The organism is Arthrobacter sp. SD76, from assembly GCF_049726125.1.
GTDB lineage: Bacteria > Actinomycetota > Actinomycetes > Actinomycetales > Micrococcaceae > Arthrobacter > Arthrobacter nitrophenolicus.
Window position 1 is genome coordinate 3,618,964 of record NZ_JBNBLR010000001.1, and the last position, 13,363, is coordinate 3,632,326.

The 13,363-nt window shown below is 67.4% G+C and carries 9 protein-coding genes and 5 pseudogenes; 9 read left to right on the forward strand and 5 right to left on the reverse strand.

Going from position 1 to position 13,363, the window contains the following annotated elements; translation table 11 throughout:
- The first annotated feature begins 51 nt into the window (after positions 1 to 51).
- Entirely contained in the window at positions 52 to 1,494 is a 1,443-nt protein-coding gene (locus ACPEE0_RS17495; protein WP_424574958.1) for an NCS2 family permease, read from the forward strand.
- A 2-nt stretch (positions 1,495 to 1,496) separates the two neighbouring features.
- On the opposite strand, the pseudogene ACPEE0_RS17500 reads toward ACPEE0_RS17495, so the two are convergent.
- A pseudogene (locus tag ACPEE0_RS17500) lies at positions 1,497 to 2,800 on the reverse strand (cation:proton antiporter).
- 247 nt (positions 2,801 to 3,047) lie between these two features.
- Here ACPEE0_RS17500 and hutG point away from each other — a divergent pair.
- From hutG to ACPEE0_RS17515, 3 genes and pseudogenes are all read left to right on the forward strand, one after another.
- Positions 3,048 to 4,000: pseudogene (hutG, locus tag ACPEE0_RS17505) on the forward strand (formimidoylglutamase).
- A gap of 89 nt (positions 4,001 to 4,089) precedes the next feature.
- On the forward strand, positions 4,090 to 4,578 hold the full coding sequence (locus ACPEE0_RS17510) for an ABC transporter substrate-binding protein (protein ID WP_424574959.1): 489 nt from the start codon (positions 4,090 to 4,092) through the stop codon (positions 4,576 to 4,578).
- Positions 4,575 to 5,585 (forward strand): cation diffusion facilitator family transporter, encoded by a 1,011-nt coding sequence (locus ACPEE0_RS17515; protein WP_424574960.1) that lies wholly within the window; start codon positions 4,575 to 4,577, stop codon positions 5,583 to 5,585. Before ACPEE0_RS17510 ends, ACPEE0_RS17515 begins: the two co-directional genes overlap by 4 nt.
- 23 nt (positions 5,586 to 5,608) lie before the next feature.
- Here ACPEE0_RS17515 and ACPEE0_RS17520 read toward each other — a convergent pair.
- Together ACPEE0_RS17520 and ACPEE0_RS17525 are read right to left on the reverse strand one after the other, a co-directional pair.
- Positions 5,609 to 6,274: pseudogene (locus ACPEE0_RS17520) on the reverse strand (response regulator).
- Positions 6,267 to 7,843 (reverse strand): annotated as a pseudogene (locus tag ACPEE0_RS17525) (sensor histidine kinase). Before ACPEE0_RS17525 ends, ACPEE0_RS17520 begins: the two co-directional pseudogenes overlap by 8 nt.
- A 299-nt stretch (positions 7,844 to 8,142) precedes the next feature.
- Here ACPEE0_RS17525 and ACPEE0_RS17530 point away from each other — a divergent pair.
- The 4 genes from ACPEE0_RS17530 to ACPEE0_RS17545 are packed head-to-tail and all read left to right on the forward strand — an operon-like array spanning position 8,143 to position 11,712.
- Positions 8,143 to 9,153 carry a Bug family tripartite tricarboxylate transporter substrate binding protein gene (locus ACPEE0_RS17530; RefSeq protein WP_424574961.1) on the forward strand — a complete coding sequence of 337 codons (1,011 nt, stop codon included), beginning with the start codon at positions 8,143 to 8,145 and terminating at the stop codon, positions 9,151 to 9,153.
- The gene (locus tag ACPEE0_RS17535; RefSeq protein ID WP_009357250.1) at positions 9,150 to 9,653 is read left to right on the forward strand and encodes a tripartite tricarboxylate transporter TctB family protein; all 504 of its coding nucleotides are present in this window, start codon (positions 9,150 to 9,152) and stop codon (positions 9,651 to 9,653) included. Before ACPEE0_RS17530 ends, ACPEE0_RS17535 begins: the two co-directional genes overlap by 4 nt.
- The gene (locus ACPEE0_RS17540; RefSeq protein ID WP_424574962.1) at positions 9,653 to 11,323 is read left to right on the forward strand and encodes a tripartite tricarboxylate transporter permease; all 1,671 of its coding nucleotides are present in this window, start codon (positions 9,653 to 9,655) and stop codon (positions 11,321 to 11,323) included. Before ACPEE0_RS17535 ends, ACPEE0_RS17540 begins: the two co-directional genes overlap by 1 nt.
- Entirely contained in the window at positions 11,320 to 11,712 is a 393-nt protein-coding gene (locus tag ACPEE0_RS17545; protein WP_009357252.1) for a universal stress protein, read from the forward strand. Before ACPEE0_RS17540 ends, ACPEE0_RS17545 begins: the two co-directional genes overlap by 4 nt.
- On the opposite strand, the pseudogene ACPEE0_RS17550 reads toward ACPEE0_RS17545, so the two are convergent.
- A pseudogene (locus ACPEE0_RS17550) lies at positions 11,709 to 12,571 on the reverse strand (fumarylacetoacetate hydrolase family protein). The gene ACPEE0_RS17545 and the pseudogene ACPEE0_RS17550 sit on opposite strands and share 4 nt — an antisense overlap.
- 189 nt (positions 12,572 to 12,760) lie before the next feature.
- Between ACPEE0_RS17550 and ACPEE0_RS17555 the strand changes: the two are divergent.
- A complete protein-coding gene (locus ACPEE0_RS17555) occupies positions 12,761 to 13,021 on the forward strand; it encodes a hypothetical protein (protein WP_424574963.1) in 261 nt (86 codons plus the stop codon).
- 88 nt (positions 13,022 to 13,109) lie between these two features.
- Here ACPEE0_RS17555 and ACPEE0_RS17560 read toward each other — a convergent pair whose 3' ends face one another.
- Entirely contained in the window at positions 13,110 to 13,346 is a 237-nt protein-coding gene (locus ACPEE0_RS17560) for a hypothetical protein (RefSeq protein WP_035752228.1), read from the reverse strand.
- Positions 13,347 to 13,363 lie beyond the last annotated feature (17 nt).

A 13,363-nucleotide genomic window follows, 5' to 3' on the forward strand; every position in this document is an offset into this window, starting at 1 on the left:
CCGCCGCCGCCATAGGATGCAGTTATCCCCACATACTCCCCCGGAGGACTAATGCTTAAGCAAGGCTCTGCCCTGGACCGGTATTTCAAGATCACCGAGCGTGGCTCCAACCTCTCCCGCGAAATCCGCGGCGGCTTCGCCACCTTCTTCGCCATGAGCTACATCGTGGTGCTGAACCCCCTGATCCTCTCGGGCCCCGATTCCACTGGCACTACGCTCGGCTTCACCGCGGTTGCAGCGGTGACGGCGTTCGTTGCTGGCATCCTGACCATCCTGATGGGCGCCTGGGCAAAGCATCCCTTTGCTCTCGCCACCGGTCTGGGCGTCAACGCCTTTGTCGCCGTCACCGTGGCCACCAACCCCGGTCTGACGTGGCCGGACATGATGGGACTGGTGGTCCTGTCCGGCGTGACCATGCTGATCCTGGTCCTCACGGGATTCCGGACCGCCGTCTTCAAGGCCGTGCCGGACGGACTCAAGACCGCGATCGTGGTGGGAATCGGCCTGTTCATCGCCCTGATCGGGCTCGTGAATGCAGGCTTTGTCCGGCGCATCCCGGACGTGGCCGGCACCACGGTCCCGGTGGGCCTTGGCTTTGACGGCAAGCTACTTGGCTGGCCGACGGCGGTGTTCGTCTTCGGCCTGGTCCTCACCATCGCGCTGGTGGTGCGCAAGGTCAAAGGCGCCATCCTGATCGGCATCATCACCTCCACGGTCATCTCCGTCATCCTGGAACTGACGCTGCGCATCGGCCCCAGCGTGGTCCCGGGCAAGGAGTACAACCCGGAGGGCTGGTCCCTGGTGGCCCCCACGTTCTCGGAGTGGGCCGCACCGGACCTTTCCCTGATCGGCAAGGCAAACCCGTTCGGCGCGTTCGACCGCCTCGGATTCGTGGCGGCCACGCTGCTGGCGTTCGTCATCCTGCTCAGCATCTTCTTCGATGCCATGGGCACCATGGTGGGCCTGGCCAACGAAGCAGGGACGGTGGACGAGCACGGCAACATTCCGGACGTGGACCGCGTGCTCCAGGTGGACGCGCTGGGTGCCATTGTTGGCGGCGGCGCGTCCGTGTCGTCCAACCAGATCTATGTCGAAGCGGGCGCCGGCATCGGCGAGGGCGCCCGGACCGGTATCGCCTCGATCGTCACGGGCCTGCTGTTCCTCGTTGCCATGTTCTTCACCCCGCTCATCAACCTGGTCCCCTTCGAGGCCGTGGCGCCGGCGCTGGTGGTGGTGGGCTTCATGATGGTCTCCCAGGTGGGCAAGATCGACTGGCAGGACTGGGGCATCGCCATCCCGGCCTTCCTGACCTTCACCCTGATGCCCTTCACCTACTCCATCGCCAACGGCCTGGGTGCCGGCTTCATCGCCTACGTGCTCATCCGCACCGTCCAGGGCCGGGTCAAGGACATTCACCCGCTGATGTGGGCCGTGGCCGCAGCGTTCCTGCTGTTCTTCGCCGTCGGCCCCATTGAGGCGGCCCTGGGAATGTAGCCCTACACGGGCGTGTTCGGGGCCAGGCCCTCGTCCCCGGACACCGCCCGGGCTTTCTTTTCCCGCAGCCGGTCCAGCCGGTTCATGAGCGGCGAGGTGGTGGCGCCGTGGATGACAATGGACATGGCGACAACCAGCCCCACGAAGCCCCAGAGCCACTCCGCCTGGTCCGGGAACTCGCCCTTGCCCAGCGCGTAGGAGAGGTAATAGAGGGAGCCGATCCCGCGGATGCCGAAGAAGGACAGGGCAATCCTTTCCCGCGGACCGGTCTTCCCGCCCAGCAGTCCCAGCCAACCTGCCAGCGGGCGGACCAGCAGCAGGAACACCAGCGCCACCAGCACCTCTGCCAGCCCCATTCCGGCCAGCAGGCCCCGGGCGATGGCACCACCGAGCAGGACCAGGATGACCACCGTCAGGAGCCGTTCCAGCTGCTCCACGTAGGAGTGCAGCACGCGGTGGTAGCCGTGCGTGTGCTCAGCGGCCCTGATGGTGACGGCGCAGACGAAAACGGCGATGAACCCGTAGCCCTCCACCATCTCGGTCAGCCCGTAAGCGAGGAAGGTCGCGGCCAGGGCGACAAACCCCTCTGAGTGGTTGGAGAGCCGCAGGCTTTCCTTCCGCGCCGAAAAGAAGAGCCGCGCCAGCAGCTTGCCGGTGAGGAAGCCCAGGAGCAGGCCGACGGCCAGCCGCCACAGCACGTCCACCCCGAACCACTGCGGGAACCAGCCGGCCGGGTCCGGGCCGGCGATGCTGATGGCGATGGCCAGGTACACGAAGGGGAAGGCCAGGCCGTCGTTGAGTCCGGCTTCGGAGGTGAGGCCGAACCGGACCTCGTCCTCCTGGTTGGCATCGTCGTCGTTATCCGCGGGTTCACCCACCTGGACCTCCGACGCGAGGACGGGTCCGTGGGGGCAAGGCTCGAGGCCACGAGCAGTGCGGCACCCAGGCCCAGTCCCAGGAATCCCATTCCGAGCACTGTCAGGAGCACGATGCACAGCGGCATGGCGACTCCCAGCAGCCGCCAGGTGGTGGACCAGTTGCTCCGGCCGAACGGCCGGTCCAGCGCCAGCCCGGCACCCATCAGCGAGACGATCACGCAGATCTCGGAAAGGTGCAGGGCAAAGTCGCCGTGGGCGAGGGGATCCGGGTTGGGCAGGGTGGGAATCAGGGCAAAGGCCGCCATCCCCGCCCCAAGGAAGACCATCGGCATCGAAAACGGCATGTTGCGCAGCAGTTTGGGCAATACTGCGGCGGTAAACACCGCCAGGCCTGCCGCGGCAAACAGGATATTGGGGGCTTCAAACACGTGCTGTTCTCCGGCCTGTTCGTTGCGCCGGTCCGGCGCAAGCAGCGTGGTGCGGTCCCGGGAGGGATTGCTCCACCATAGCCTCTGCCGGCTCCCGGTGCAGCCGAGCGTTTTTGGCCAGATAAAGCGGCCTCCGGGCCCGGCGAAGTCGCCGTATCTGGACAAAACTACGCGGGGGTCTTGCATTCCAGACACCTCCGCGGCGGCGCTGCTGGTTTTCCCGGCCGGCATGCGGTGAGCTGGAGGCATGGCCTCCATGACCCCTTCCGTCGACGTCCCGCCCGCACCCTGGACGGGAAGGTTCGACGGCGATGCGCCGAAGCACCGCCGCTGGTGGCAGGCGGTGGTGCCTTCCACCGGCGCCGCAGCGTCCGGTTCCGCCCCCAAGCCTGCCGCGCTGATTGGCTTTGCGAGCGATGAAGGGGTGCGCCGCAACAAGGGCCGGACCGGTGCCGCCGCGGCACCGGCCGCAATCCGCAAAGCCCTGGGCCCCTGGCCTTCCACCTGGACCGTTCCGTGACGGACGCTGGCGACGTGGCCGTTTCCGGGGGTGCGCTCGAAGACGCCCAGGCGCGGCTCGGGAGCGTGGTCTCGGAACTGCTCGACGCCGGGCACCTCACGGCGGTACTCGGCGGCGGCCATGAGACCGCTTATGCCAGCTATTTGGGCGTGAGCGGATCGCAGGCAGTCCAGCAGGGCGCACGCCTGGGAGTGCTGAACCTCGACGCGCATTTCGACCTCCGGGACGAGCCGGTTCCCAGCTCCGGGACCCCGTTCCTCCAGATGGCCCGCGCCGAAGCCGCCGCGGGGCGCCAGTTCAGGTACGCCGTCGCCGGCATCTCGGAGGCCAACAACACCCGGGCCCTGTTCGACACCGCCCGGCACCTCGGCGTGCAGTACCTGCTGGACGAGGACTGCGAAACGGGCCGGGTCCGTGAGTTTGTGGCATCGTTCCTGGCCGACATAGACGTCCTCTACCTGACCATTGACCTGGACGTGCTTCCCGCCGCCGTTGCGCCCGGCGTCAGCGCCCCCGCCGCGTTCGGCGTGCCCCTGCCGGTCATCAGCGCCGTGTGCCGGCAGGTGGCAGCCAGCGGCAAACTCCTGCACCTGGACATCGCCGAGCTGAACCCTGCCTTCGACGTGGACGGGCGGACGGCAAGGGTTGCCGCGCGGCTTCTGGACACCCTGCTGCGCTGACGCTGCACGCTCCGCCAGCACCGGAATCGCCAAAGTGATAAGCATGCTGTCTATTATGAAGGTGGATCTTCAGCTGGAAGGAGTTGCCCATGCGGCGTTGCAAAGTACTTTTCCTGCTGCTGGCCGCGCTGCTGGCCCTGGCCGGCTGCGGCACCAGCTATCCGGCAGACCCGGAAGGGACGCTGGACCGGGTACGCGGCGGAACGCTCCGCGTGGGCGCCAGCCCCAACGGCGACTGGGTCCGGCTTCCGTCCGGCAGCGGCGGCGCGGCCAGGGTCGAGGGCAAGGAGGCCGAGCTGGTCCAGCGGTTCGCTGAGCGGCTGGGTGCGGACATCGAGTGGGTCACGGGCACCGAACAGGTCCTGGCCGATGAGCTCAAGCACGGCGGGCTGGATCTGGTGATCGGCGGCCTGGACGACAAGACACCGTGGTCCACCCATGCCGGACTGACCCGGCCATACACGGAGTCCCGCGACAGCCGCGGCTCCCTGCACAGGCACGTCATGCTGGTCCCGCTGGGCGAGAACGCCTTCCTCCTTGAGCTGGACCGGTTCCTGTTGGAAAGCAGGCAGGCATGATCGGGACCAACAGCACCCAAACCGTCCGGTTCGGCCATACCGAGCTGCCGCCCGAACAGCAGGAAGCCCTGCGCAAAGCGCGCAAGTATGAGTGGATCACCATCGCCTTCCTGGCAGCCTCCACCGCGCTGGTCTACGCGGTGCTCGGCAACTCCCAGGCCATGAAGGCCGCCTGGGTGGAGGATCTCCTGTCCTTCCTGCCGCCGCTGTCCTTCCTGCTCGCGGCCAGGGTCATCCGCAAGCGGCCCAGCGAGGACCATCCCTACGGCTACCACCGCGCGGTGGGCATCGCCCACGTGGTCGCGGCGGTGGCCCTCACCGTCATGGGCGCCTACCTGATCGTGGATTCGGCCATCGGCCTGCTCAGTGCCGAGCATCCCACCATCGGCGGCTTTAATTTCTTCGGCCAGACCATCTGGCTGGGCTGGCTGATGATCACGGCCATGGTGCTCACGGCCGGGCCGCCCATCTGGCTGGGCCGCGTGAAGATGAAGCTCGCGGAGAAGCTGCACGACAAGGTGCTGTACGCCGACGCGGACATGAACAAGGCCGACTGGATGACGGCCGCGGCCGCCGCGGTGGGCGTGGCCGGGATCGGGCTGGGCTGGTGGTGGGCAGACTACGCCGCGGCCATCCTCATCTCCGGCAGCATCCTTCATGACGGCATCCGGAACACCCGCGGAGCAGTCTCGGCGCTGATGGACAAAAGGGCCATGACATACGACGACGACGCCCCGCACCCGTTGGCCCGACGGCTGGACGCCTACCTCCGCGGACTGCCCTGGACGCGGGAGGCCCGGTCCCGCATCCGGGACGAGGGGCACGTGTTCCACGTGGAATCGTTCGTGGTGCCCGCCGCCGGCAGCATGCCCAGCCTGGAGCAGCTGGAGCAGGCCCGCGAGGCCTGCATAGCGATGGACTGGAAGGTGCAGGACATGGTGATCGTCCCGGTGGCTGAACTGCCTTCCGAGTTCCTGCCCGGCCCGACGACGGGCGGTGAGCGCTAGGGGTCTTCAGCCCGCCGGAGCCCTCAGGCCTTCAGCAGGTACCTGCGCTCCGGCCGGCCCACCCCGTACTTCAGCCGTACCTCGAGCAGGCCCTCATCGTTCAGGTACTCCAGGTAGCGGCGGGCGCTGACCCGGGACGTGCCCAGCTGTTCGGCAACCTCGGCAGCCGACAGGTCGCCGTCGGCCTCCTTCAGCGCGTCCTCCACCAGCTTCAGGGTCTCCACGCTGCAGCCCTTGGGCAGCGGCCGTTCGCTCCTGTCCAGCCCGAACACCCGGTTGACGTCCGACTGCTCGGCGATGTCCTTGGCCGAGTCGAGGGCCTGGTACGCGCTCCGGTAGTGCTCCAGCCGTTCCTGCAGGTCCTTCTGGAGAAGGGCTTAATCGAGGTAGTGCACGATGCCGCCGCGCAGCGCCTTCCGCACCGTTTCCACTTCGCGGGCGGCACTGATCACCAGCACGTCAAGCTCCGGGGCCACCTCACGCAGCCGGTGCATGAGGTCCAGGCCGTTGATGTCCGGAAGGTGGATGTCCAGCAGCACCAGGTCCGGCTGCAGGCGTTCGGTTTCGACGACGGCCTGGGCGCCGGTATGCGCCGCTCCCACCACCGTGAAGCCGGGGGTCCGCTGGATGAAACCGGCGTGGACCTTGGCCACCATGAAGTCGTCATCGACGATCAGGACCTTAATCATGATGTACACCTCGCGTAAAGCGGGCGGTGAAAACCGCCCCGTTGTCATTGTCCACCGTCAGGTCGCCGCCGGACCGGCGGCAGACCACGCGGGACAGGGCCAGGCCGAACCCGCGGCCGCCTTCCCGGACGGAGGCCTTGGTGGTGAAGCCCTGCCGGAAGATGTCCTCCACTGCTTCCGGCGGAACGCCGGGCCCATCGTCCCGCACGGTCAGGGTGACCTGGTCCCCGCCGTCCTTCACCAGCACCCGGACTGTCGCCTGCCCAACCCCGGAGACGGCGTCGAACGCGTTGTCCACGAGGTTTCCCGCCACCGTGGCGAGGTCGCGCGAGAGCTCATCGCTGACGGGAGCCAGGGCAGAGGCGGGGTCCAGCTGGAGCGTGACATTGCGTTCCGCGGCCAGGCTGGACTTGGCAATCAGCAGCGCGGCCAGGGCCGGGTCCTGGATCCTGGCGGTGACTTCGTCGTTGAGCCGGGTCCTGTCCACGGTGGCGCCGTTGACGAACTGCACCACGGAATCGTAGTCGCCGATCTGGATCAGCCCCGAGATGACGTGCAGCTGGTTGGCGAACTCGTGCGCCTGGGCGCGCAGCGTGTCGGTGGCGGTCCGGGTGGCGCCGAGTTCCCGTTCCAGCGAGGACAGCTCGGTCCGGTCACGCAGCGTGGTGACGGAACCAATCTCGCGGCCGCGGGACCGGATGGGCACCCGGTTCAGGACCACCAGGCGCTCCCCCACCAGCACCAGCTGGTCCGGGTCCGGCTGGTCCCGGGTGAGCACCACCTTCAGCGCCGGATCCACCGGGAGCGAATTCAGCCTCTTTCCGACGCAGTCCTCCGGCAGGCCCAGCAGCTCCCGCGCGCTGTCATTGGCCACGGTGATGCGTTCGTTCGGGTCAAGGGCAACCACGCCCTCCTTGAGCCCGTGCAGCATGGCCTCGCGGTTTTCCACCAGCCCGGTGATCTCGCTCGGCTCCATGCCCAAGGTCTGTCGCTTGACGCGCCGGGACAGCAGGAAGGATCCCGCAACGCCCAGGACGCTGGCCACGCCCACATAGGTGACCAGGTTGGGAATGGCGTCGCCCAGCCGCTCCAACGTGGTGGGGTAGTCCCTGCTGATGGAGGCGATCCCGATCATTTTCCCGGTGTCGTCCAGCACCGGGACGTGGGCGGAAAGGACGGCGCTGCCGCTGCCGGCCACCACGCCGGTCCAGGCCCGGCCCTCCAGCACCCGGCTGGCGCCCAGTTCCAGGGGCTGTCCGAGCAGGCCGGGTCCGAGGACGCCACTACCGTCCGGTCCATTTTCGCCAGCGCCACGTGCGAGGAGCCGGAAACGGTGCGGACTGATTCGGCCACGGCGGGCAGCGCGGCTCCGGCCCTGGGTTCGGCGGTGGGCAGGAGCTCGCGGACGGCCGGATTGCTGCCGAGCGCCTCAGCGGCGGAGAGGGCGCGGCGGCCCTCGACCCGCTCGAATGTGGCGGCGGACTGGGCCAGGGAAATGGCCACCACTGCCACCAGGACGGCCAGGACAATCAGCAACTGCAGCAGGAGGTACTGCCCCGCGAGGGACATCCCTCTTCGTCGAGTCACTGTGGTTGCTTCCCTTTGATTCCCATGCCGGCCTGGTTCCTGCCGTAATTACCGGGAACTATACCGGGCCGACCACCTCAGACGCTTTCTCACCTCCCGCCGCCTAAACCCCGTCGCCCTCCCGGCGTCTGGCTACCCCACCGGCAGCACGGCCCGGCTGACACGTGAACTTAATGAACTCAACTTTCTCTGCGTACACAAGAGTGACCGGCATCACGGCGGAACCTAGCATCGAATCACCAGTCAGTCTTGCTGATCGTTTTTCAGAGAAGAGGAACACCATGCGCCAGATCCGCGCATTGCGAATCGCCGCCGTCGCTGCCGGCATCGCCCTGATGGCCACCGGCTGCGGTGCCACGGGCAAGAGCTCCAACGGTTCGGAAACCTCCGGCGCCGCCGCCGGCCCCATCACCGGCCTCCAGATCATGGTCCCCAACACCCCGGGCGGCGGGTACGACACCACTGCCCGTGCAGCTGCGAAGGTCCTCGAGGACGAGAAGATCACCAGCAACACCGAAGTCTTCAACCTCGCCGGTGCCGGCGGCACCGTGGGCCTGGCCCGCGTGGTCAACGAAAAGGGCAACGGCGATCTTGCCATGCTCATGGGCCTTGGCGTGGTTGGTGCCAGCTACACCAACAAGTCCGAGTCGAAGCTGACGGAGACCACCCCGCTGGCCCGCCTGATCGAAGAGCCCGGCGCCATCATGGTCAGCAAGGACTCCCCGTACAAGACCATCGACGACCTCGTGGCAGCCTGGAAGGCGGACCCCGCTTCCATCTCCGTGGGCGGCGGCTCCTCCCCCGGCGGCCCGGACCACCTGCTTCCCATGCAGCTGGCCGGCGCGGTGGGCATTGACGCCACCAAGGTCAACTTTGTCTCCTACGACGGCGGCGGCGACCTGCTGCCCGCGATCCTCGGCAACAAGCTGGGCTTCGCTGCCTCCGGTGCCGGCGAGTTCCTCCAGCAGATTCAGTCCGGTGAGATCCGGGTGCTGGCCACCAGCGGCGAAGAGCGGCTCGAAGGCGTGGATGCACCCACGCTGAAGGAATCCAACATCGACCTGGTGTTCACCAACTGGCGCGGCGTCGTGGCCCCTCCCGGCATCAGCGACGAGGACAAGGCATCCCTGATCGCCGCCCTCGAGAAGATGCACGAGAGCGAAGGCTGGAAGGAAGCCCTGAAGACCCACAGCTGGACCGATGCGTTCATCACCGGCGATGAGTTCGAGACCTTCCTTACCGAGCAGGACAAGCGGGTGGCGGACGTCCTGACGAAACTGGGCCTGGCGTGAGCTCCTTGCCAACCGGCCTGAAAGGCCGCGCCGAGCTGGGGGTCGCCCTCCTGCTCGGCGCGGCCGGCGTCCTGGTCTTCCTTGACGCCAGCCGCCTGTCCGTCCCCTATTCCCAGTCGGATCCGGTAGGGCCCAAGACCGTCCCGTTCATCGTGGCCGGGCTGCTGGTAGTGTGCGCCATCCTGCTGGCGGTCAACGTCATGCGCGGCGGCAAGGGTGAAGCCGAAGGCGGCGAGGACATTGAACTTGGCCACCCCGCCGACTGGAAAACCGTCCTGCCCTTGGCCGGCGCGTTCGTCCTCAACATCCTGCTCATCGACTGGGCCGGCTGGGTCATCTCCGGGACTGTCCTGTTCTGGGGCAGCGTCCTGGCACTGGGCAGCCGCCACTACATCCGGGACGGGCTCCTCTCCGTGGCCCTCTCGCTGCTGACCTTCTACGGCTTCTACCTCGGCCTCGGCATCGCGCTCCCGGCCGGACTCCTGGAAGGAATCCTCTGATGGACGTCTGGTCCTCACTGATGGACGGTTTTGCCACCGCCCTGACCCCCATGAACTTCCTGTACGCTGTCATCGGCGTGCTGCTGGGCACCGCCGTCGGCGTCCTTCCGGGCCTGGGCCCGGCCATGACCGTGGCGCTGCTGCTTCCGGTCACTTACGCCCTGGAACCCACCAGCGCCTTCATCATGTTTGCCGGCATCTACTACGGCGGCATGTACGGCGGCTCCACAACCTCGATCCTCTTGAACACCCCGGGCGAATCGTCGTCGGTGGTGACGGCCATCGAAGGCAACAAGATGGCCAAGGCGGGCCGCGCGGCGCAGGCACTTGCGACGGCGGCCATCGGCTCGTTCGTTGCCGGCACCATCGGCACCGCGCTCCTCGCCGTCTTCGCACCCATCGTGGTGGAGTTCGCCGTCAGCCTGGGTGCCCCCAGCTACTTCGCCATCATGGTGCTCGCCCTGCTGGCTGTGACGGCCGTCCTGGGCTCGTCCCGCCTGCGCGGCTTCGCCTCACTGGGCCTCGGCCTGGCCATCGGCCTGGTGGGCATCGATTCCGTGACCGGCCAGCGCCGCCTGACCTTCGGCCAGCCGCTGCTGGCGGACGGCCTGGACATCGTGGTGGTGGCCGTGGCCATCTTCGCCGTCGGTGAAGCCCTCTGGGTGGCCGCCCACCTGCGCCGCAATCCCCTGCATGTCATTCCCGTGGGGCGGCCCTGGATGGGCCGGAAGGACTGGGGGCGCTCCTGGAAGCCTTGGCTTCGTGGAACCGCCTTCGGCTTCCCGTTCGGCGCCTTGCCCGCCGGTGGTGCCGAGATCCCCACGTTCCTGTCCTACGTCACCGAAAAGCGCCTCTCCAAGCACCCCGAGGAATTCGGCAAGGGGGCCATCGAGGGTGTGGCCGGACCTGAAGCGGCGAACAACGCAGCCGCCGCGGGAACCCTGACTCCGCTGCTGGCCCTCGGCCTGCCCACCAACGCAACCGCCGCCGTCATGCTGGCCGCCTTCACCACTTACGGCATCCAGCCCGGGCCGCAGCTCTTCGCCAGCCAGGGACCCCTGGTGTGGGCGCTGATCGCCAGCCTGTTCATCGGCAACTTGCTCCTCCTGCTGATCAACCTGCCGCTGGCACCGCTGTGGGCCAAGCTGCTGCAGCTGCCCCGTCCGTACCTCTACGCCGGCATCCTGTTCTTTGCCACGCTGGGCGCCTACTCGGTGAACCTGCAGGCGTTCGACCTGGTGGTCCTGCTGGTCCTGGGTGCGCTGGGCTTCATGATGCGCCGCTTTGGCCTTCCGGTCCTGCCGCTGATCCTTGGCGTCATCCTCGGCCCGCGCATCGAGGGGCAGCTCCGCAAGACCCTGCAGCTCAGTGCCGGCGACCCGGCCGGGCTCTTCAGCGAGCCGATTGCCATCGTCGTCTACATCATCGTGGCGCTCATCCTGGTGTGGCCGTTTGTCTTGAAGCTGATCCGCCGCAACCGGCCGCAGGCTGCCGGCGCCCCGTCGGCCCCGGCCGCCCCGTCAGGCAGTTCCGCCCCGTCAGGCAGTTCAGCGCCGGCAGAACTCCCCGGCCGCCAGGAGCCTGCAGCCCGCACCGAAACCACTGTCCATGCACCCGGTTCAGGCCACGAGGACCGCACTGTCCGCTCAGACAAGAAGGAGACACCATGACCATCGTGGTGGGATACGTCCCGACCCCCGAAGGCGAAGCAGCCCTCACCCAGGCCATCACCGAGGCCCGGAAGAGCAATACCAGACTGTTGGTCATCAATTCGTCCCGTGGGGACGCGCTGGTGGACAACCGCTATGCCCAGGAGCCGGACATCCAGAGCATCGAGGACCGCCTGGCAACCCAGGGCATCGACCACGAGATCAAGCAGCCGGTCCGTGGGCACGATGCCGCAGCCGAGGTCCTGGATGCCGCGGAGGAGCACAACGCCGAGCTGATCGTGATCGGCCTGCGCCGCCGGACCCCGGTGGGCAAGCTGATCATGGGCAGCGTCTCCCAGCGGATCCTGCTGGAAGCGGACTGCCCGGTCCTTGCCGTGAAGGCAGGCTAGGAGCGGACCAGCTCCTGGCGCTGGCGGCCCAGCCCCTGCACCTCTACCTCCACCACGTCACCAGGCTGGAGGTAGGGGTAGCGGCCGCTCAGCGCCACCCCCTCCGGGGTTCCGGTGAGGATCACGTCACCGGGCTCCAGGCGCATGTACTGGCTGCAGTGGTGGACCAGCGTGGGTGCGTCGAAAATCAGCTGCGCCGTGTCCGAGTCCTGGCGTGGCTCCCCGTTGACCCAGCTCCGAAGCGGCAGGTTCCCGCCGTCGATATCCTCTGCCGGCACAAGCCACGGGCCCAGGGGTGTGGACCCGGCAATGTCTTGCCCTTGGTCCATTGCCCCGCCGCGCCGGGAAGCTGGTACTCCCGCTCGGAAAGGTCATTCGCCGTGACGTAGCCGGCGATGCATGCCGCCGCCTCTGCGGTGCTTTCCAGGTAGCTGGCTTCCCGGCCGATGACGATGCCCAGTTCCACTTCCCAGTCGAATTTGCTGGACAGCGGCGGAACTGCGGCCCGGTCGAAGGGCCCGGTGACAGTATTGCTGGGCTTGAGGAACATGACCGGTACCTCCGGCGGGGCGGAGCCCGACTCCGCCGCATGGGCCTCGTAGTTCATTCCAATACCCACCACCGCTCCCGGCCGGGCCACCGGGGACCCCACGCGCAGGTCCGGCGCGACTTCAACGGCCGGCAGTGTCCCGGCTTCCAGCGCGGCACGGACCTTCGCGACGCCGCCGGACGCCAGGAAGGCGCCGTCCACATCGCGGGTCAGCGGGAGAAGGCTGAAGTACTGGCCGGATCCATTGTCCGCGGTCACCAGGACCACCGGCTGCTCGTGCCCGCTCTCGCCCAGGCGCATTAGCTTCATGGTGGGTCTCCTTTGATCCGTGGTCCCGGTTTGCTGGATTTCATAGTGGCGGATGCGGCCAGGCTCCCGCCAAACGCACCGATTGTGACTGCCCTTCCGGCCGCCGAAAACAGCAGTCATCTGACATCTATGCGCGCAACGGGTAAACTGGACCAGCCCTCCGGCACGAAAACACAGAAAGTTCAGCACATGACTACAGCAACTTTGGAACGCCACCCGGCTACCACGGAGCTCGCTGAAGCAGCGCCCGCCCGGTCCATCGACCTGGAATTCTCCAGTGCCCTCGAGGTGCACGCCGGGCTGGAAGAGGCTGTTGCCGAGCTGATCGAGGTGGCAAGCAAGGACGCCTCCTGCGGCATCCTGGTGACCAGGCTCCACCCGGGCCGCTACACCGTGGCCCTGGATGAATCAGTGCCGTTCGGCGAAACCTATGAGGCCATCGCCGCGTAAGCACGGCCCTTCCGGCACAAGCCGCTTAAGCACAAATCCCCGCACCGCCCAAGGCGGTACGGGGATTTTGCTGTTTCTCCAGGGGCTGCTAGCCGCGGCGGACCTGCACGCCGTCGGACTTCAGGAAGAGCTGTTTTTCCGCCGGGCCCGCCGGCACAAGCCACAGGACGTTTCCGCTCTGCGACACCTCTTCCACCTCCCCGGCCGCTACAACATGCGCATGCTTGATGATCTCGACGCGGTCACCGACGGAAAGGCTCTTCCAGTCGGATACCACGGCGGAATGGGCATTGCGCCTCGATAGGACTGCCCCACGTGCTTTCATGTGAACTTCTACCCCTT